The organism is Actinomadura sp. NTSP31, assembly GCF_041951385.1.
Lineage (GTDB): Bacteria > Actinomycetota > Actinomycetes > Streptosporangiales > Streptosporangiaceae > Spirillospora > Spirillospora napierensis.
On sequence record NZ_JBGNUT010000041.1, the window covers coordinates 35,613 to 55,277 of the forward strand.

Consider the following 19,665-nt stretch of genomic DNA (forward strand, 5'->3'; position numbering starts at 1 on the left):
TTGAGTACGAGCAGGAAGCTCCGAGTCGCCACGGTGATCACCCGGTTCAACGGCGGCGCCGGCCAGGTCGCGCTGAACGGCGCGCTCGCGCTGCCGGACGGTGAGTACGAGCGCGCGGTCGTCACCGGCGGCGTCGGCATGGACAGCGAGGCGCGGGCCGCCCGCGACACCGTCCTGTACGGGGACGACGCGGTCGGGAACGCCGCGGCGGGCGACCTGACCCCCGAGGCGCACGCCGCCGGGATGGAGATCGTGCAGGTCGGGCCGCTGGTCCCGCAGATCTCGCCGCGCGACGACCTCGCCGCGCTGAAGACGCTGACGCGGGTGCTCGCCGAGGGGCGCTACGACGTCGTCCATACCCACAGCGCGAAGGGCGGCGTCATCGGGCGGGTCGCTGCGGCCCGCGCGGGGATCCCGCGGATCGTGCACACCTGGCACGGGTTCCCGTTCAACGAGTTCCAGTCGTGGGCGCGGCGCAGCGTCTACATCCGGCTGGAGCGGATCGCCGCTAAGCGCACCGACGCGTTCCTGGCGATCGGGTCGGAGACGGTGACGACCGCGCTGCGGCTCGGCCTCGCCACGCCGGAGCGGGTGCGGCTGTCGTGGCCGGCCGTGGACGTGGACGCCTACGCGACCGCGGCCGGTTCCCGGGCGCAGGCCCGCCGCCGCCTCGACCTGCCGCTCGGGGTGAAGGTGGTCGGCGCGATCGGCCGGCTGACGTTCCAGAAGGGCCCGGAGATCTTCGCCAAGGCGCTGGCCCGGCTGCCCGACGACGTGTTCGGGCTGTGGGTCGGCGGCGGCCCGATGGCCGACGAGCTGGACGAGCTGACCGCCCGGCTCGGCATCGGCGAGCGGATGCGCTGGCTCGGCCACCGCGACGACGTCGCCGACGTGCTGCCCGCGTTCGACCTGATGGCGATGCCGTCCCGCTGGGAGGGCCTGCCGTGCGTGCTGGTCGAGGCGATCGGCGCGGGGATCCCGCTGGTCGCCACGGCCGTCCCGTCCAACCAGGACCTGGTGCTGGCCGGGGAGACCGGGATGCTCGTCCCGCCCGAGGACCCCGAGCAGCTCGCCGGCGCGATCGGCGCGCTGCTGGACGACCCGGCCGCCGCCGCGCGGATGGCCGAGCGGGCCCGCGGCCGGGTCGGCGACTGGTTCTCCCCCGCGCACCTCGGGACCGTCCTGGACGAGACCTACCGAGGAAGCTCCAAGCGCCCATGACCGCACTGATCCCGGCGCGGTCGGGGGCGCGCAGGGGTCTCCCGCCCCGGGAGGCCCCGGCCGGGGCGCCGCCCGCCGCCGCCTCGCCGGAGCCGCCGGAGCCGCCGGCGCTCCGGCGGCGGTGGCCGCTGACGTCGGTCGCCCTGGTGCTCGGCATCGCGTCGCTGCCGATGCTGATGCCGGCGGGGCTGCCGCCGGGCCCCGGCAACACCGGGCTGCCCGACCTCGCGCTCATCGGGCTCTCCACGGTGACGCTGCTGTGGGCGGGCACCCGGAGGCTGCCGGTGCGCTGGCCGTTCCTGATCCCCACCCTGATGACGATCATCGCGGGCGGGATCGCCGCGGTCGTCAACCAGGCCGGCACGCTCACCCTGGTCAAGGACCTGTTCGTGCTGATGTGGGCGGTGAGCATCGCCAACCTCGGCCGCGACCCGAGGATGCTCCGGCTCGCGCTGCGCGCGTTCGTGGTGATCGGCACCTTCTACGCGGTCGTGGAGATCCTGGGGATGCTCCTCGGCATCGAGGCGATGTCCGGCAAGCAGCTCGACGGCGAGCGCGCGATGTTCACCTTCGGCGACGCCAACTACGCCTCCAACTGGTTCATCTGCGTCTTCTTCATCGTCCGCGCGACCCGGTACCCGCGGAAGACCTGGCACCGCTGGGCGGTCTGCGCCGTCATCCTGGCCGCCGAGGGGCTGACCGGCTCCAACGGCGGGCTCCTCGCGCTGTGCGTCGCGCTGCTGCTCGGCTACCTGTTCCGGCTGTTCCGCGAGGGCAAGGCGCACCACGCGCTCGCGGTCGGCGCGCTGGCGTTCCTCATCGCCGGGACCGGCGCCGCCGTGGTCACCACCGTCGACATCCAGCCCTACCTGGACCAGGCCAGCCAGATGTCGCCCGTGCTGCGCGACTCCATCGGCCGCACCACCGGGGAGAGCACCGAGTCGCGCAGCTCGGTCAACGCCGCGACCATCCAGATGCTGGAGGAGCAGACGCGGCCGTGGGGCATCGGCCCCAACCAGACCCGCCCGCAGATGCTCGCGCGGCAGTACGGGTACGTCCGCGAGGCGCACAACGACTACATCGCCGCGGTGCTCGAACGCGGGTTCCTCGGCGGGGTCGCGCTGGTCACGCTGCTGTTCGTGCTGATCCAGCGGTGCGTGCGGATCGCGCGGCGGGGCGCGCTGACCCCCCGGTACGCGGCGCTCGTCCCGCACCCGGAGATGTTCGGCGCGCTCCTCGCGGTGTTCCTGGTCTCCGCGCTCTTCTACCAGACCCTGCACTACCGGCACGGCTGGGCCTTCTTCGGCCTGGTCGCCGCCCTCGACCTCTTCGGAAGACGCGCGGCCCCGGACGGGCGGCCCCCTGGAACCCCGGCGGGGTCGCGCACTGCCGATGATCCGGACCTCACGGAGGGAGCCCGATGACGGACACTCAGCGGCCACCGGCGGCTCCCGCCGCCGACGCCGACGCCGGACGCCTGCGGCGCCGGTTGCTCGCGCTCGTCGCGGGGAACATGGCCGGGCGGATCGGCGCGCTCGGGTCGCTCGGCATCGCGACGATCCTGGTCGCGCGGATCGGCGGGCCGAAGCTCGTCGGCGCGTTCACGCTCGTGCGGATCCTGCCGGGGCTGCTGTGCCAGCTGTCCAGCGCCGGGCTGCCCGGCGCCGCCCCCTACTTCCTCGCCCGCGACTCCTACGACCAGAGCCGGGTGCGGCCCACGCTGGCGGCGCTGACGGTCATCGGCGCGGTGCTCGGCGGGCTCGGCTGGCTCGCCCTCAGCCCGCTCGCCTACCTGGTGTTCTTCAAGTCGTTCGGGATCTGGATCACGGTCGCCGCGGCGGCGCCGTCCTTCACGCAGGGGTTCGTGTCGGTCGGCAAGGGGCTGCTGCAGGGCACCGACGACCAGCCCGGCGCGAGCCTCGCCATCGCGGTCGAGGAGTTCGTGTTCGTCCCGATCTACCTGGTGCTGCTGACCGGCTGGTACGGGCCGGGCGCGCTGATCGCCGGACTCGTGCTCGCCGACCTCGCGGCGGCGGCGTGGATCGCGCGGCGCCTCGCCACGCGCGGGTTCTTCCGCGGCTGGGGGCGCCCCGACCGGCGCCTCGGCCGGACGATCGCCGGATACGGGGTCCGCGGCTACGTCGGGCAGCTCATCGACCTGCTGCAACTGCGGTTCGACATGGCGCTGCTCGGCGCGCTCGCCGGCCCGAAGGTGCTCGGCGTCTACACGGTCGCGAGCAAGTTCGCCGAGCTGGTGCAGCTGCCCGGCCTCGCCGTGAACTACGTGCTGTACCCCGACTTCGCCAAGGAGGACCGGGCGACGGCGACGAGACGCACCGCGCGCCTCATCCTGCCCGCGCTCGGCGTCTCGGTGGCCGCCGCGGTCCCGCTCGCGCTCATCGCCGGGACGGCGCTGCCGTGGATCTTCGGGGACGTGTTCGACGACGCGGTCCTGCCGACCTACATCCGGCTCGCCGGCGTCGTCACGTTCGGCGTCACCGGGCTCATCATGGCCTACCTGTACGGGGTGGGGCGGCCCGGCGCCGCGTCCACCGGGCAGGGCATCGGGCTCGTGGTCGTCGTCGTGATCGGCGCGATCCTGATCCCCCGGCACGGCGCCGTCGGCGCGGCGATCGCCACGTCCATCTCGTTCGTCGCCACCACCGCCGCGCTGATGGCCTGGTTCCAGCACATCCGCAAGGGCGTCGCCCGCGAACCCGGCACCGAACCCGCCGCAGCCGAAGACCCTGCTCCGCACAGCAAGGGGTGACCATGTCCGAGGACCACACCGAACTCGCCACGCGGCCCGTCGACCCGTCCGACGGCGTCGCGCCCTCGGCGGCGCGCCGCGCCCTGGACGTCGCCGGCGCGCTCGCCGGGCTGGTGCTGCTCAGCGTGCCGCTGGTGCTCGTCTACCTGCTGGTCCGGCTGTCCAGCCCCGGTCCCGGGGTGTTCCGGCAGACCCGCGTCGGGCAGGGCGGCCGGCCGTTCACCATGTACAAGTTCCGGACGATGCGGCAGGGCGTCGGCGGGCTCACCGTCACCGCCAACTGCGACCCGCGCCTCACCCGGATCGGCAAGCTGCTGCGGCAGTGGTCGCTGGACGAGCTGCCGCAGCTGGTGAACGTGCTGCGCGGGCAGATGACGCTGGTCGGGCCGCGCCCGGAGACCTACGACCTCGCGGTGCACTACGACGCGCACTCGCGGTGGATCTTCGACCACCGGCCGGGGCTGACCGGGGTGTCGGAGGTCCGGTTCCGCGACTTCGACGTGCTCGGCCCCGGCGAGGAGGTCGACCTCGTCAACTACATCGAGCGGATCGTCCCGGCGCGGGTCGCGGTGGACGCGGTCTACCTGCGCGACCCGTCGATGCGGCAGACGCTGCGGGCGCTGTGGGACACCGTCAGGCACATCCTCGGGTTCACGATCCCGCCGCTCCAGGTGGCGGCGGACGGAACCGTCGAGGAGGCATCCGGCACGACGTCCGCGCCCGCGGCCGACGCCGGCGCCGCCCGCACGACCGCCGAGGAGCCCGGCTCCGCGGCGTAGAGACCCGCATCGGGGAGAGGGAGACATGGACATCCGGGACGTCCGGTTCAAGGTCTCGGCCGTCGCGGCCGCGGTGGTGCTGGTGGCCGGGTTCCTCCTCTACCTGCAGCACAGGTCGTCGTCCGGCGGCCAGGAGCGCTACAGCGGCCCGTCGGCGACGCCCGGGACGCCCGCCGCCCCGCCCGGCCAGACCCGCCGCATCGCGCTGAACACCCAGCCGGCGGACTACCCGAAGCTGAAGCAGCTCGGCTACGACCTCGTGGACGTCAAGCCGGACGACGCGCTCGTCGCGGCCGTCCCGGACGGGATGCAGGCGCTGCTGTGGGTCGGCAACTTCACCTGCGGCTCCTTCGACCTCGACTACGACGGGTTCACCCGGGCGGTGCGGCGGTACGGGCACGACCCGAAGGTGTACGGGTGGTACCTGTCGGACGAGCCGGACACCGGGCGCTGCCCGAAGATCGCCGGGGAGATCCGGCGGCGCGCCGACTACATCCGGCAGAACGCGCCCGGGCAGCTCTCCTTCGTCTCGCTGACCGACTGGCCGATGAAGCAGCTCGCGCCGCGGCGGGTCGGCGTCGACCTCTACGGCCTCGACCCCTACCCCTGCAAGGGCTCGGCGGACGTGCAGGACTCGTGCAACATCGGGGCGATCGACCGGATGGTCCGGATGGCCGACGACGCCGGCATCCCGCGCGCGAAGGTGGCGCCCGTCCTGCAGACGTTCGGGCAGGGCTGCTCCAAGGGCGACAAGCAGTACTGGCTGCCGACCCAGGCGCAGTTCCGCAGGATCCTCGCCCGCTGGGACAAGCTCACGCCGCGTCCCCGGCTGGAGATCTCCTACTCGTGGGGGCACCAGTCCGAGTGGGCGTGCCCGTCGCTGGCGGACGCGTCCGGCGGCGACCATCCCGACCTGCAGAGCATCATGAAGGCCCGCAACACCGGCATGTGAGGCGCCCCCGCACCCGCGAGGGACCCGGTCACTTCTTGGTGTGGTCGGCGACCGCCGGATGCCCGTCCGACGGCAGCGGCAGGTTGAACGACCCGGCCTTCAGCGCCAGGACCTCCATACCGCCGACGAGCAGCACGAACACCACGGCCATCACGCCCAGCTGCACCCGGTTCGGTTTCCTGACCCGAAGCCTGCGGCCTAGTCCGTCCTTGAAAGCCGCCAAAGCCCCGCGGTTCACGCGCACCCCTTCAACCCCCCAGTAACCACGAGAAACCTAACACAACACCGCACACCGGCAGCGCGGAACAGCCGGGCCGGACACGCCCCTGTCGGCGTGCCCGGCCCGAGCCGCGGGCCCTCGTGTTCCGAGGGTCAGGAGACGCGGCGGCTGGTCAGGTTCGCCGCGCGCGCGTTCACGCACGCGCCGGTCGCCAGGTCGAACGCGAAGTTGTGCGCCAGGCAGTGCACCTGGCCCTCGCGGATGACCGCGCCGACCGACAGGTCCTCGCCGGCGTGCGGGCAGTAGCGCGGGATGTCGTAGCACCCGCCGGCCCACTCCACGGTGATCCGCTCGCTCTCGTCGCGGCCCGTCTCGTACGCCTCGACGGCGTTCAGGGCGGGCACGTTCGCGTGCTTGAGCAGCCCCACCAGGTAGTCGTTGTAGACGTCGGGGTCGCGGTAGAGGCTGAGCCGGAAGGAGATGAGCAGGTCCTCCCAGGCCATCCGGCCGGTCAGCACGGAGTCCAGCCAGCGGCCGGCCGTGGTGATCCGGTAGTGCGGCCGGACGCCGGCGGCCGCCTCTCCGACGGTCAGCCCGTCCGGGGCGAAGTCCACGTCCCAGGCGCCGCCGTTCGGGCCGGTGATCTCGAACCGGACCCGCATCGCGATCTGCCGCAGGAAGTAGTCGCTGAGGCGGCCGAGGTGCTCGAAGTGGGCGGCGAACCGGCCGTACAGGTCCGGGCCCGGCTCCGGGTACTCGGCGAGGACGCCCTCGATCAGCTCCTTGCGGTCCTCGGCGTACTGCTTGAGGTAGGCGGGGCGGTCGTCGTCGGCGAAGGAGAACTCCGCCGACACGGGGTCGCGGTCGACCTCGCCGGTGTCCAGGTCGACGCGGTCGCCGGGCTTGAAGCAGTCCCAGCGCTGGCCGGGCAGGTGCTCGCGCAGCCACCGGGTGGAGACCTCGGGGTCGCAGAACGCCCCGTCCCGCTGGCCGAGCACCCAGTTGAGGTGGTCGACCTCGCCGTCCAGGAAGCAGGGCGGCCCGGCGAACGGGACGGCGAGCTCCGGGGCGGTCTGCCGGACGAGCCGCTGCGCCGCGCGCAGCTTGGACGTCCGCTTGTCCATCGAGACCCTGGCCATCTCCCCGGCCGGGTACTCGTAGCAGATCGGGTGCCAGGACGCGCCGGAGGTCTGCAGCGCCATCAGGTCGAGCCGGCCGCCCGCCAGGTGCTTGGCGCGGCGGGCCTGCGCGGCGGTGAGCCGGGCGTCGTTGCAGTGCAGGATCCCGCGCCCGTCCGCGACGATGAGAAAGGCCGCGTCATGGCACATCGGCGAGAGTTCCGGAATGACTGTTATCCAGGAGCCCCGATTGTCGAGCGGGAATTGCTCCCAGGGCGCTATCTCGATTACCTGGCGGGAACCCGCGGCTTCCGCCATCCGTTCCCTGAACGCCGGGCCGGGATAGCGCGGAATGAGGATCCGGGTCCGCTCCGGAAGCCGGCCGATGACCCAGGGGTCGAAATGATCAAGGTGCTCGTGCGAGACCGCCACCCAGTCCGCGGCGAGCAACCGATCGAGGTCGAGGTGATCGTTTCTGGGGTACTGGTGCCAGGCCCCGATAAAGGCCCCTGTTGGAGCGAGCCACGGGTCTGCGAGCAGGTGGAACGCCCGGGCGTGCACCGACACCCCCGCGTGTCCGGTAAATGTGACCGTCGGCATGCTGCGACTGTCTCTCGCCGGCCGCGCCGGCGCACCCGCAGCAATGCGCAAAGCGGCTACGCCGTAGGCATGAAGAAAATGTCACAAGCCGAACTGACAATCCTGACTTAGACGCGCGGAGAAAGACCCGAGTTTACCCGGATCCGGGCATGTCCACTTCCGGTCAGGCACCGGTCTGTTGCGGTCAATTGACTGGACACGACCGGGCACGGGGGGTGACCGTCGAAGGCGGTGCTGGAATTTACGGACGGGGGTCCATTCATGATCAACGGGCGGTCACGATCCTCCCCGGCGGGCGGTGCGGGCGTGGGGACGCTCGCCGCCGCGCCGGTGCGGGAGGACGCGCGGGAGGCCGTGCGGCCGGATCCGCCGGCCGCACCGGAGACGGCCGGCGAGCACGCCCTGTGGAAGCGGCGGCTGCGGCACGACATCCGGCACGAGCTCGGCACGATCATCATGCTGGCGTCGGCGGTCGTGGTCGCCGAGGACGTCGGCGACGGCAGCCGCGCGCGGATCGAGCAGCTGCTCGGCGAGACCCGCTGGCTCGACCACCTGCTCCGCCGGCTCGACGAGGACGACGACGACCAGCCCCTGCCGAGCCCGGAGCGGATCCGGGTGGACGAGCTCGCCGCCGAGGTCGTGACCGGCATGCGGCTCGCCACCCCGCACGAGGTCGGCTTCCGCGGCGGCGAGGCGTGGGCGCACATGGACCCGGTCGCGCTGTGGCGGGCCGTCCGCAACGTGCTGGACAACGCCTGCCGCGTCGCCGAGGGCCGGGTCGACGTCCGGGTGGAGGTCGACCAGGGGTGGGTCGTCATCGAGGTCGACGACGACGGCCCCGGCTTCGGCACCGGCCCCGCCGCCGGTGCGGGCGCGCAGGGCGCGCCGTCGTCCAACGGCGCGCAGCCGGGCGGCGGGCGGTCCGGCGCCGGCCGGCCGCAGGCGCGTCCGGCCGGGGCGCGGCGCGGGCTGGCCTCGCTCGGCCTCGGCATCGTGCACGACCTCATCTCCGGCTACGGCGGCAGCCTGGAGATCCGCACCTGCGAGATGGGCGGGGCCCGGGTGCGCATGCTGCTGCCGTCGGCGCCGCCCGTGCACGAGCCGCTGCTCCCGCACGCGCCCGGTGGCGCGGCGGACGGGGTGCCGGCCGACGCGCACGCCGACGACTGGCGGCCGCATCCATGAGGGTCGTCGTCTGCGACGACCACGCGGTCTTCGCGGACTCGCTGTCGCTGGTGCTGTCGGACGCCGGCCACGTGGTGGTCGGCGTCGCCTACTCGCCGGAGGAGGCGCTGCCGGTGCTGCGCGGCCGGCAGGCCGACCTCTGCCTGATCGACCTGCAGTTCCCGTCCGGCACCGCGCTGGACTGGATGCCGCGGCTGCGCGCCGCCGCCCCGGACACGCTCTTCGTGGTGCTGACCGGGTTCCTGGAGCAGCACGTGCTGGACGCGGGCGTCGCGGCGGGCGTGCGCGGGTTCGCGCACAAGGGCCAGCAGGCGGGCGACATCCTCACGGTGCTGCGCCGGGTCGCCGGGGGCGAGGTCGTCGTGGACCAGGTCGCGCGGAGCGTCGCCGCCCGGCCGCGCAACCAGGCGCAGCGGGTCGCGCGGTTCCTCACCCCGCGCGAGCGGGAGGTGCTGACCCGGCTCGCGCGCGGCGAGTCCACCCAGGCGCTGGCCAAGGCGATGGGCGTGACCCGCAGCACCGCGCGCAGCCACGTGCAGAGCGTGCTGAGCAAGCTCGGCGTGCACTCCCAGCGGGAGGCGGTGATCGAGGCGGCCAGGCATGGCCTGGTCAGTGTCGAGACCGGGGAGTGGCTGGCCGGTTGACGGCCCGGGACCGGGCATCGCGCCCGGACCGGGCGCCGGCACGGCGGAGGACGGCCGAATCCGGACATACAGGGTCCGGCCGGGACGCGTTAACGTCCCCCTCGGAAGGAGGGGTTCCCATGCCTCGACGGGGAGGCGCGCTGCCCGTCTCGGACGCGGCGGTCCTCGGCTGCGCGGACGCCTTCGCCCGCGGCGTCCCGCACGACCGGCTCGACCGGCTGCGGTCCCGGACGCCGGTGGTGTGGCAGGACGGCGACGCGGCGGAGCGGCCGGGCGCGTGGGCCGTGCTGCGGTACGCCGACGTCGAGCACGCGCTCGGCCGGCCGCAGCTGTTCCTCCCGGAGGGCGACGGCGTGCTGCACGGCCCGTCCGCGTGGGCCGGGGCGGGCCGCGGCGATCCCGACGCGTTGCCGGACGACGAGCCCGGCCGCGCGCCGATCGACATGGACCCCCCGATGGCCGCGATGCTCGACCGGATCCCGCGCGGCGAGGCGGTCGACTTCGTCCGGCAGGTGGCGCACGACCTGCCGGAGACGCTGCGCAACACCCTCGCCGGCGGCCTGTACGCGCTGCTGCGCCATCCGGGCCGGTACGCGGCGCTGCGCGCGGGGCGCGCGGACGAGCAGCTGATCGACAGCGCGGTGGAGGAGATGCTGCGCTGGTGGACGCCGGTCCTGCAGGTGCGGCGGCAGGTGCGGCGCGCGACGGAGGTGGGCGGCGTGCCGCTGCTGGCGGGCGAGCGGGTGGCGCTGTGGCTCGTGTCGGCCAACCACGACGCGGAGGTGTACCGCGAGCCCGGCCGGTTCATGCCCGAGCGGTTCGCGCACGGCGCCCGTCCCCACCTGTGCTTCGGCTTCGGCGGGCGCGCCTGCCTGGGCGCGGGCCTGGCCCGCGTGCACCTGCGGGCGTTCCTGGTCGCGCTGCTGGAGCGGCCGGCGCTCGCGCGACCGGCGGGCGAACCGGTAATGTCGCGGTCCAGCGCCCGTCACGGTTTCGAGCGGCTTCCGATCCGCTGGAACGGCTGAGAGCGGGCCCGTGCGCACTGTGCGCCATCTCACCGGATCGCGGCGCCGCACCGCCGCCGTCCGAGCGACCCCCGAAACGGCCCGAGACCGCCGCCCGTCCTCGTGACCGGCGGTCCGCGCCCGGCCGGCGGCCGCGCCGGAACGGTCCACGCACGGTGGACCGTCCGCTGAACTTTCGCTGGGACGACGCCGTATGTCGGCAGAGTCACCCGTCGCGCGCCCGCGGTGCGAGCGCGGCACCAGAGGGGGCTGGTCATGGGGCTGACGAGTTCGGGTCTGCTCGCCGTACTGTCGCTGGTCACCGCGGCGTGCCTGGGCGGCACCGTGTGGCTGTGGCCGCGCGCCGCCGGCACCGGGGTCCGCGCCACCGCGGGGCGTCTGCTGCTGCTCGCCGGCTGCCAGATCGCCGTCCTGCTGACGCTGCTGACGGCGGTGAACACCTACTACCTGTTCTACGGGTCGTGGCGGGACCTGCTCAGCGCGGCGGGCGGCGAGTCGACGCGCACGCCGCGTCCGCTGCCGGCCGCCTCCGGGGCGGTGGCCGCCAGCCAGGCCGTCCGGAAGGTGCGGGCCGACCTCGACCCGGGCGCCAAGGGCAGGCATGTGGCCGCGCGGGACGGCCAGGTCGAGCACCTGGACGTCCGGGGCATCCGCACCGGTATCTCCGCCGAGGCCTACGTCTACCTCCCGCCGCAGTACTACCAGCCCGCCTACGCGGCGCGCCGCTTCCCCGTCGTGCTGCTCATCGCCGGCTACCCGGCCGCCGACCGGATGGTGTGGATCGCCAAGGGCCACATCCCCGAGGACGTCGGGACGGCGCAGGCGGCGGGCCGGATCCAGCCGATGATCTACGTGATGATGCGGCCGACCGTGGTGGAGGGCTGGGACACCGAGTGCGCCGACGTGCCCGGCGGCCCCCAGGTCGAGACGTTCTTCGCCCAGGACGTGCCGGAGGCCGTCTCCGGGGCGTACCGGACGGCGCGCACCCGCACCGGCTGGGGCCTCGCCGGCTACTCGACCGGCGGGTTCTGCGCGGCCAAGCTCCTGCTGCTGCACTCCGACCGGTTCTCGGCCGCGGCGAGCATGGCCGGGCACTTCGACGCGCTGCTCGACCGGACGACCCGCGAGCTCTACGGGGGCAGCAAGGAGATCCGGCGGAGCAACGATCTCGTCTGGCGGCTGCGGAACCTGCCGCAGCCGCCGGTGTCGGTGCTCGTGGCCTCGGCGGACGTCGGCGAGAAGACCTTCCCGTCGGCGCAGAAGTTCATGGCGGCGGCCCGGCCGCCGCTCGTCGTGGACAAGCTGCTGCTGCCGACCGGCGGCCACAACTTCAAGACGTTCCGCAAGTACATCCCGCCGTCGATCGCGTGGCTGAGCGCGCACCTGAGGGGGGAATGATGGAGCCGGTCAGCGCGGCCTTCCTCGCCCTGGTGTGCGTCCCGGCCGCCGCCTGCCTCGTCGCCGCCGTGGTGCTGTGGCCGCGGTTCGCCGGACGCGGCGTCCGGCCGGCGGCCGCCCGGACGGGCCTGCTGCTGGCCTCGCAGGCGCTGCTGACGGCCTCGGTCGTCCTGCTGGTCAACCGGTACTTCGTGTTCTACGCGACGTGGGACGACCTGCTCGGCGGCAGCACCACGAACGCGAAGGTGCGGCAGGTGCAGCCGAGCCGCGGCGCGGAGTCGGCGCCGTCCGGGCCGGTGCACCGCGTGACGACGGCCCTGGGGCCGAAGCGGCGCGGCCACCACCGCGACCCGGCGCAGGACGGGCGGGTCGACCGGCTGGACGTCGGGGGCGCGCGCAGCGGCCTGGACGGGCAGGCGTACGTCTACCTGCCGCCGCAGTACTTCCAGCCCCAGTACGCGGGCCGGCGGCTGCCGGTCGTCGTGCTCGTCCCGGGCGGCCCGTCCGACGCGGGGACGGCGTGGCTGCGGCAGGCGAGGCTGCCCGAGGAGGCCGGCGCCGCCGGCGCGACGGGGCACGTCCAGCCGATGGTCTACGCGATGGTGCGGCCGGTGCGCGGGCTCGTGCCCGGCGGGCGATGCCTGGACCTGCCGGGCGTCGCCGGCGGGCAGGCCGAGACCTTCTACGCGCAGGACCTGCCGCTCGCCCTGGCCGCCACGTACCGGCTGCCGCAGGCGCGGGCGGGCTGGGGCGTGGCGGGGTTCGGGGAGGGCGGGCAGTGCGCCGCGCGGCTGGCGATGCTGCACTCCGACCGGTTCTCCGCCGCCGCGTCCCTGAACGGCCGGTTCGGGCTGCCCGCGGACGGGCCCGGCACCGGCGCCCGGACGGTCGTCAAGATCGGCCCCCGTGCGGGGAGGCCGGAGAAGCCCGCCGGGGACGGGGACGGAGCCAAGCCCGCGCCGGGCGACCCGTACGGCGGCAGCGAGGCCTACCGGCTCGACGACGACCTGACATGGCGGCTCCAGCACTTCCCGCCGCCGCCCGTCTCGGTGCTGGCCGCCGCCGCGGCCGCCGGGCCGGACGCCCAGGCCGCCACCGGGTTCGCGGCACTGGCGAAACCGCCGATGCGGGTGGACAAGCTCCTCGTGCCCGGTGCGCCCGCGACGCTCGGCCGGTGGCGCCACGACCTGCCCGCCGTGCTGCAGTGGCTCAGCGCCCATCTGAGGGGCGAATGAGAGGAAGATCCTTTTCCATCACCGAAGGTCAGATACCTCCCGTGGAGTAGGCGCGCTGCCTCCTTCCAGCCGACGTGCCGCCGCGCGCCGATGACCTAACGTTCAGGAATGAGCACTTCGCCGCCGCACGGGCCGGTGCCGCACGGGCCGGTGCCGCACGGGCCGGTGCGGGCGCACTGGCCGCGCCCGTCCGCGTGGCCCGTCTGGGTCGTCCCGCTGCTCGTGCTGGTCCTCGAGTTCTTCGGGACGATGGCCGCGCAGCACGGCGCGTCCGGTGACGGGGCGCCGAACCGCGGCGACGGCTGGGGGCACGGGCACGGCTGGGGCGACGGCTCGGGCGGCTACGGCTTCACCCACCTGGACGGCATCGGCTACGCGATCCTCTTCGGCGGGCCGGCGCTGCTGCTGCTGCGCCGCAGGTACCCGGTGTTCACGCTGGCGACGACCGGGCTGCTCACCGGGCTGTACTTCCTGCGCGCCTACCATTACGGCCCCGCGGCCGCCGCCGTGGGCATCGCGATGCTCGCGGCGATCGCCGCCGGGCACCGGCTCGTGACCTGGGCGGGGACCGCGGTCGCGGTGTCGGTCTACTTCGGGCTCACCGCGCTGATCGGCGTGCCGCTCCCCGAGCGCGGCACCGCCGGCGGGCCCTTCCCGGTGGAGGAGCCGAGCGTCGGCGGGGTCAGCTTCGTCGTCGGCTGGTCGCTGGCGGTGCTGGTCACCGCCGAGCTCGTCCGGATGACCGGCCAGCGGGCCGCCGAGCGGGCCCGGACCCGGGCCGAGGAGGAGCGCCGGCAGGCCAGCGAGGAGCGGCTGCGGATGGCCCGCGAGCTGCACGACGTGCTGGCGCACAACATCTCCATGATCAACGTGCAGGCGGGGGTGGCGCTGCACCTGATGGACGGCGACCCCGAGCAGGCCCGCACCGCGCTCGCCGCGATCAAGGAGGCCAGCAAGGAGGCGCTGACCGAGATGCGGTCGGTGATCGGGGCGCTGCGCGCGCAGGGCGAGACCGCGCCGCGCTCCCCCACCGCCGGGCTCGGCCGGCTGGACGACCTGCTCGCCCGCGCCCGCTCCGCCGGCCTGGCGGTGGAGGCCGAGACGGCCGGGGAGCCGCGCCCGCTGCCGGCGGGCGCCGACCTGGCCGCGTTCCGGATCGTCCAGGAGTCGCTGACGAACGTGACCCGGCACGCGGGGCCGGGCCCGGTGACGGCGCGGGTCCGGATCGCCTACCGTGACCGGGAGATCGAGGTGCGGGTGGAGGACGACGGCCGGGGGGTGTCCCTGCTGGACGACCATCCGGGCGGCAGCGGCATCCGCGGCATGCGGGAGCGGGCCGCCGCGCTCGGCGGGACGTTCGAGGCGGGGCCGCGGGCGGGCGGCGGCTTCGCCGTCCGCGCGACGCTGCCGCTCACCGGCGAGCCGCCGGACCCGGCGGACCCGGCGGCGGACCCGGCGGGCGTGGCGGACGCGGCGGCGGACCAGGCGGGCGTGGCGGACGCGGCGGACCGGGGCTCCGGCGAGGGCGCTCCGGCGGAGAGGGGCAGTCAGTGATCAAGGTGCTGCTCGCCGACGACCAGGTGCTGGTCCGGGCGGGATTCCGGGCGCTGCTGGACGCGCAGGCCGACATCGAGGTGGTCGGCGAGGCGGGCGACGGCGCGGAGGCCGTGGCGCGGGCCCGCCTGCTGCGCCCGGACGTGATCCTGATGGACATCCGGATGCCCGGCGAGGACGGCCTCGCCGCGACCCGCCGGATCGCCTCCGACGACCGGCTCGGCGACGTCAAGATCGTGATCTTGACCACGTTCGAGCTGGACGAGTACGTGTTCGAGGCGCTGCGCGGCGGGGCGAGCGGGTTCCTGGTGAAGGACACCGAGCCGGTCGAGCTGATCCACGCCGTGCGGGCCGTCGCGGCCGGGGACGCGCTGCTGTCGCCGAGCGTGACCCGGCGGCTGATCGCCGAGTTCGCTGCGCGGGCCAAGGAGCCCGCGCCGTCGCCGCGGCTGAACGCGCTGACCGACCGGGAGCGCGAGGTGATGACGCTGGTCGGCGAGGGGTTGTCGAACGAGGAGATCGCCGCCCGCCTGGTGGTCAGCCCGGCGACCGCCAAGACTCACGTCAGCCGCACGATGGTCAAGCTCGGCGCGCGCGACCGGGCGCAGCTCGTGGTGTTCGCCTACGAGTCGGGCCTCGTCAAACCGGGCTGGCTGCCCTAGCGGGGCGGCCCGCAGACCCGGGCCGAGGGCCGGTGACCCGGGTCGCGGGCCCCTGCCCTGGAAATTCGCACTCTGTCGCGATTCACTGTTCCCGTCCCTGGTGACATGACAAGGTGGAACGCACAGGCCGTCAGCGAAGCGAAGGAGTCCGGTGCCGCACGACACGAGGATCCTCGCCGTCGACGATCGCGAGGAGAACCTCACGGCCCTCGCGGCGGTGCTCGACGCGCTGCCGGTCGAGGTGGTGCCCGCCTCGTCCGGGCAGGCGGCCCTGAAGGAGCTGCTGAGCGACGACTTCGCGCTGATCCTGCTGGACGTGGTGATGCCGGGGATGGACGGCTTCGAGACCGCCCAGCACATCAAGGCCCGGCCGCGCACCCGGGACGTCCCGATCATCTTCCTGACCGCGGCGGGCGGGGAGAGCGAGCAGGCCTACCGCGGCTACGCGGCGGGCGCGGTCGACTTCCTCACCAAGCCGTTCGACCCGTGGCTGCTGCGCGCGAAGGTGTCGGTCTTCCTCGACCTGCACCACCGCAACCTGGAACTGCGCAAGCAGGCGTCGCTGCTGCGCCGCACGCTCGCCGAGAACGGCACCGCCGACGCGACCGGCGCCGAGGGCGGCGAGCAGGGCGCCGACGGCGAGAGCCCGGCCGCCGCGGGCTGCGACGGGCTGCTGTCCGCGCTGGACGAGCGGCTCTCCCGAATCGAGGACGCGCTGGCCCGGATGCGGTCCGGGGAGCCCGCCGACGACCTCGACGGGAGCGTCGCCGACCTGCGGCTCGCCCTGGACGCGTTCTCCGCCGGCCGCCGATAACGCCGCACACCCCTGGCTCAGGGCTTTCTGCTGCCCGTCAGTGACTACTTACGGTAGCTGGTTTCGGTCCGCCCTTTACGGGCGTCCTTGGCGTGGACAGTGATCAACTTGCAGGTCAGCGGCCCGAATTCTTTACCTTCGCGGCTCCCGACCGGTTTGCCGCAAGTAAGTACTTGAGGGTAACTTGCACTCACCGTCACGCCAGTGATCCGCGTCACCGGACCCGGCCGGACGGCACACCCCCGACCCAGCCCCAGACCCCCAGGAGCCCCCATGACCGACTCCGCCGACACCGCGGGCACCGGCCTCGGCCGCGTCCGCTGGAAGCGCTTCGCCGCCATCGCCGCCCCCGCCGCGGTCGGCGCGGGCGCCCTGGTCTTCATGACCGCGCAGGGGGCCATCGCCTCCTCCTTCGCCGTCTCCGGCAGCAGCTTCAAGGTCAGCGCCGACTCCCTCACCGGAACGGGCTTCGTCCAGTACGGGGACGTCGACGCGAGCAAGGACGGCACGAAGCACCCGGTGCAGATCTCCGGGATCAAGAACGCGACGATCACCAACATGTGCCAGTCCATGAAGGTCGGGCCGTTCACGCTGCGGCTCACCGCGGGCACCGGTGACAAGCCCGTCCAGGCGTCGGACCTGGTGCTGGACGTCGAGCAGCTGAACGCCGACGCCGAGTTCTCCAACATCGAGATCGGCCGGGACGCGAGCACCCTCGACAAGGGCCCGAACGGGGCGAAGGGCGCGGCCGGGATGTTCGGCCAGCAGGCCGACTCGATCAAGCTGACCGGCGTGAGGCAGGTCGCGTGGGCGACCACCGCCGGCACCTTCAAGCTGAGCGACCTCAGCATGAAGCTCGGCAAGGAATGCTTCTGACGCCATGACGGACACGACACCGCACGGGTTCCGCCGCTGGCGGCGGACGCGCCCCTTCTGGGGAGGCGTGTTCGCCGTCCTCGGCGGCGCGGAGCTCATCGCGATCCCCCTCGCCCCCATGCCGCTGGTCGTGCACCAGGGCATCGCCGGAGTGGCGAGCTGGCTGATCGGCGCGCTGCTGGTCGCCTCCGGCGCGCTGATGTGGTTCCAGCCCGCCCAGCGCAGCTTCTTCGGCGTCCTCGCCGTGCTGCTGTCGCTGGCGTCGTTCCTCACCTCCAACTTCGGCGGCTTCCTCGTCGGGCTGCTGCTCGGCGTGGTCGGCGGGGCCCTCGGCTTCGCCTGGGCGCCCGCGCCCCGGCCCGAGCGGCCGGACGCGCCGGACGCGCCACGCGCACCGGACGTGCCGCCGCGGTACCAGCCCGGGGCGCACGGGACCGGCGCGCACGCGGCGCCGCGCGGCGGCCGGTTCACGGCCTTCGCGCTGCCGCTGGCCCTGCCCGGCGTCCTGGGCCTGCACCTGCTGAGCCCGGCGCCGTCCCCGACGCCGTCGGCCAGTACCTCTCAGGCCCCCGCGACCGCGGCTTCGCCGAGCGCCACCCCGTCACCGAGCGCCACCCCGTCACCGAGCACGACCCCGTCGCCGAGCGCCGCGCCGACCCCGAGCGCGACGCCCACCCCCACCGCGACGCCCTCCTGCCCCGACATCCCGGCGAACACGTCCGGGCTGTCCCAGGACCAGGCCGGCAAGCTGCTGCGGGAGCTCCAATCCAGCAAGGACCCGGCCTCCTGCCTCAAGTCCGGCGCGAAGGCCGCGACCGCCGCGTCCGGGACCCGCGCCTACACCGACGCCGGGACGCTGCGGGCGAGCTCGCTGACCATGTCGGGGCTCAGCTACGACGGCGTCGCGTCCCTGCCGTCCGCGGGCGGGACGGTGAAGGCGCTGAAGTTCAGCATGTCCAAGGCCGTGCTGAAGGACGTCGGCCAGACCGCGGCGCACGGCGGCGTCACCGGCCGGATCAAGACCGGCGCCCTGACGCTCAGCGGCGACGTCGTCATGTACACGACGAAGATGTCGTCGAAGCTGCTGGGCATCCCGCTGACCTTCACCCCCGAGCAGCCGCCGCCGCTCGTCCTGCCGTTCATGGTCATGACGGACGTGGTGTCCGAGCAGCCCTCGGTGACCGCCGACGGCGCGCAGATCAGCGGCCTCGGCATCAGCACCTGAGGCACGGCAGGGGTCGGGGGCGCCGGGCTAGTACGTCATGAGGCCGACGACGGCCATCGTGGCCGCGTGCCCCTGCCCCGCGAGGCCCAGCGCGTCGATCTGGAGCTTGCGGCGCAGGATGAACGCGCCGGCCAGCACCGCCGCCACCACCAGGATCACCGCGACCGCGATGATCAGGACCGTCTTGCGGCGCTCCGCGCGCCGGACGTCGTGCACGGGCGGCGGCAGTGGGGGCTGCTGCCAGTTCGCGTACTGCTGCGGCTGCTCCCACGGCGACGGCGTCTGCGGGGGCCGCTGCTGCGGATGCTGGGACTGCGGGGGCGGCGCCCACTCGGTCTCCAGGAACGTCCGCTCTTCGGGCTCGGAGTGCCGCTGCGGCCGGGGACGCGGCGGCTGGGAGTCGCGCGCGTCGTGGCCGGGCCCCGGGTCGCGGCGGGTGACCGCCTCCAGCTCCTCCGGGTCGAGCACCGTCTCCGACGCGTCGTCGGCGGCGTAGTAGCGCGCCGGCCTGTCCATCACCGTGTCGTCGGCGCTGGGGACGGGCGGTGGCGGCGGGGGCGCCGTCGCGACCTGCGTCAGCAGCGGCTGCGCCTGCACGGCCGTCATCCGGTTGACCGGCTCGCGCGCCAGCAGGCCGTCCAGGACGCGGGCGAGCGGGCCCGCGTTGCGCGCCGGCGGCACCGGCTCGGACAGCGCGGCCTGCAGCGACGCCATCGCGTCCGACCGCTCGTACGGCGAGCGGCCCTCGACCGCCGCGTACATCGTCGCGCCCAGCGCCCACAGGTCGGAGGCGGGCACGGCGCGCTCGCCCTGGGCCCGCTCCGGCGGGATGTAGGCGGGCGACCCCATGACCAGGCCCGTCTGGGTGAGGGTCGCGTCGCCCTCCACCTGCGCGATGCCGAAGTCGGTGAGCACCACGCGCCCCGAGTCGGTGATCAGCACGTTGCTCGGCTTGACGTCGCGGTGCAGGATCCCCTTCTCGTGCGCGTGCCGCAGCGCGCCCAGCATCTGCAGCCCGATGTCGGCCACCCGGCGGTGCTCCAGCGGCCCCCGGTCCATCAGGTCCTGAAGGGAGGGCGCGAGGACGAGCTCCATCACGATCCAGGGCCGGTCGAACTCCTCGACCACGTCGTGGACGGTCACCACGCCCGGATGGTTCAGCCGCGCCGACGCCCGCGCCTCGCGGAACGTCCGCTCGTACAGCACGGCCCGCTCGTCGTCGTTCAGCCCCGGCGGGAGGACGACCTCCTTGACCGCGACCTCGCGGTCGAGCATGACGTCGAAGGCGCGCCACACGGTGCCCATCCCGCCGCGGCCGACCACCGAGTCGAGCCGGTAGCGGTTGCCGAGCAGACGTGCCTGTGCCATCTCTTCACGGTCCACCCAG

At 74.2% G+C, this 19,665-nt stretch carries 18 protein-coding genes; 15 read left to right on the forward strand and 3 right to left on the reverse strand.

What is annotated here, in order from left to right:
- From ACA514_RS43240 to ACA514_RS43260, 5 genes are read left to right on the forward strand one after another with little or no spacing between them, the layout of a single operon-like run.
- The gene (locus tag ACA514_RS43240) at positions 1 to 1,221 is read left to right on the forward strand and encodes a glycosyltransferase (protein ID WP_375047286.1); all 1,221 of its coding nucleotides are present in this window, start codon (positions 1 to 3) and stop codon (positions 1,219 to 1,221) included.
- Positions 1,218 to 2,645: an O-antigen ligase family protein gene (locus tag ACA514_RS43245; protein ID WP_375047287.1), complete on the forward strand. Its 1,428-nt coding sequence runs from the start codon at positions 1,218 to 1,220 to the stop codon at positions 2,643 to 2,645. Before ACA514_RS43240 ends, ACA514_RS43245 begins: the two co-directional genes overlap by 4 nt.
- Positions 2,642 to 3,991, forward strand: coding sequence for a lipopolysaccharide biosynthesis protein (locus ACA514_RS43250; protein WP_375047288.1), 1,350 nt, complete (start codon positions 2,642 to 2,644; stop codon positions 3,989 to 3,991). Before ACA514_RS43245 ends, ACA514_RS43250 begins: the two co-directional genes overlap by 4 nt.
- Positions 3,992 to 3,993: 2 nt before the next feature.
- Positions 3,994 to 4,770, forward strand: a complete 777-nt coding sequence (locus ACA514_RS43255; protein ID WP_375047289.1) for a sugar transferase — start codon at positions 3,994 to 3,996, stop codon at positions 4,768 to 4,770.
- A 25-nt stretch (positions 4,771 to 4,795) separates the two neighbouring features.
- Entirely contained in the window at positions 4,796 to 5,722 is a 927-nt protein-coding gene (locus ACA514_RS43260; RefSeq protein ID WP_375047290.1) for a hypothetical protein, read from the forward strand.
- Between the two features lie 28 nt (positions 5,723 to 5,750).
- On the opposite strand, the gene ACA514_RS43265 is transcribed toward ACA514_RS43260, so the two are convergent.
- Positions 5,751 to 5,888, reverse strand: a complete 138-nt coding sequence (locus ACA514_RS43265) for a hypothetical protein (protein ID WP_375047291.1) — start codon at positions 5,886 to 5,888, stop codon at positions 5,751 to 5,753.
- 206 nt (positions 5,889 to 6,094) lie between these two features.
- Positions 6,095 to 7,270 carry a Rieske (2Fe-2S) protein gene (locus ACA514_RS43270; RefSeq protein ID WP_375047292.1) on the reverse strand — a complete coding sequence of 392 codons (1,176 nt, stop codon included), beginning with the start codon at positions 7,268 to 7,270 and terminating at the stop codon, positions 6,095 to 6,097.
- A 696-nt stretch (positions 7,271 to 7,966) separates the two neighbouring features.
- Here ACA514_RS43270 and ACA514_RS43275 point away from each other — a divergent pair.
- From ACA514_RS43275 to ACA514_RS43320, 10 genes are all read left to right on the forward strand, one after another.
- Positions 7,967 to 8,845 (forward strand): sensor histidine kinase, encoded by an 879-nt coding sequence (locus tag ACA514_RS43275; RefSeq protein WP_375047293.1) that lies wholly within the window; start codon positions 7,967 to 7,969, stop codon positions 8,843 to 8,845.
- Positions 8,842 to 9,489, forward strand: coding sequence for a LuxR C-terminal-related transcriptional regulator (locus ACA514_RS43280; RefSeq protein WP_375047294.1), 648 nt, complete (start codon positions 8,842 to 8,844; stop codon positions 9,487 to 9,489). The genes ACA514_RS43275 and ACA514_RS43280 overlap by 4 nt, the downstream gene beginning before the upstream one ends.
- 119 nt (positions 9,490 to 9,608) lie before the next feature.
- Positions 9,609 to 10,514, forward strand: a complete 906-nt coding sequence (locus ACA514_RS43285; RefSeq protein WP_375047295.1) for a cytochrome P450 — start codon at positions 9,609 to 9,611, stop codon at positions 10,512 to 10,514.
- Positions 10,515 to 10,769: 255 nt separating this feature from the next.
- Positions 10,770 to 11,912, forward strand: a complete 1,143-nt coding sequence (locus tag ACA514_RS43290; protein WP_375047296.1) for an alpha/beta hydrolase — start codon at positions 10,770 to 10,772, stop codon at positions 11,910 to 11,912.
- Positions 11,912 to 13,147: an alpha/beta hydrolase gene (locus ACA514_RS43295; RefSeq protein WP_375047297.1), complete on the forward strand. Its 1,236-nt coding sequence runs from the start codon at positions 11,912 to 11,914 to the stop codon at positions 13,145 to 13,147. The genes ACA514_RS43290 and ACA514_RS43295 overlap by 1 nt, the downstream gene beginning before the upstream one ends.
- Positions 13,148 to 13,255: 108 nt before the next feature.
- The gene (locus ACA514_RS43300; RefSeq protein ID WP_375047298.1) at positions 13,256 to 14,701 is read left to right on the forward strand and encodes a sensor histidine kinase; all 1,446 of its coding nucleotides are present in this window, start codon (positions 13,256 to 13,258) and stop codon (positions 14,699 to 14,701) included.
- Positions 14,698 to 15,363: a response regulator gene (locus ACA514_RS43305; protein ID WP_375047299.1), complete on the forward strand. Its 666-nt coding sequence runs from the start codon at positions 14,698 to 14,700 to the stop codon at positions 15,361 to 15,363. The genes ACA514_RS43300 and ACA514_RS43305 overlap by 4 nt, the downstream gene beginning before the upstream one ends.
- A 151-nt stretch (positions 15,364 to 15,514) precedes the next feature.
- Entirely contained in the window at positions 15,515 to 16,177 is a 663-nt protein-coding gene (locus tag ACA514_RS43310) for a two-component system response regulator (protein ID WP_375047300.1), read from the forward strand.
- A 273-nt stretch (positions 16,178 to 16,450) separates the two neighbouring features.
- Positions 16,451 to 17,053, forward strand: coding sequence for a DUF6230 family protein (locus ACA514_RS43315; protein WP_375047301.1), 603 nt, complete (start codon positions 16,451 to 16,453; stop codon positions 17,051 to 17,053).
- A 4-nt stretch (positions 17,054 to 17,057) separates the two neighbouring features.
- Positions 17,058 to 18,278: a DUF6114 domain-containing protein gene (locus tag ACA514_RS43320; protein WP_375047302.1), complete on the forward strand. Its 1,221-nt coding sequence runs from the start codon at positions 17,058 to 17,060 to the stop codon at positions 18,276 to 18,278.
- Positions 18,279 to 18,305: 27 nt separating this feature from the next.
- On the opposite strand, the gene ACA514_RS43325 is transcribed toward ACA514_RS43320, so the two are convergent.
- Positions 18,306 to 19,646: a serine/threonine-protein kinase gene (locus ACA514_RS43325; RefSeq protein WP_375047303.1), complete on the reverse strand. Its 1,341-nt coding sequence runs from the start codon at positions 19,644 to 19,646 to the stop codon at positions 18,306 to 18,308.
- Positions 19,647 to 19,665: the final 19 nt, after the last annotated feature.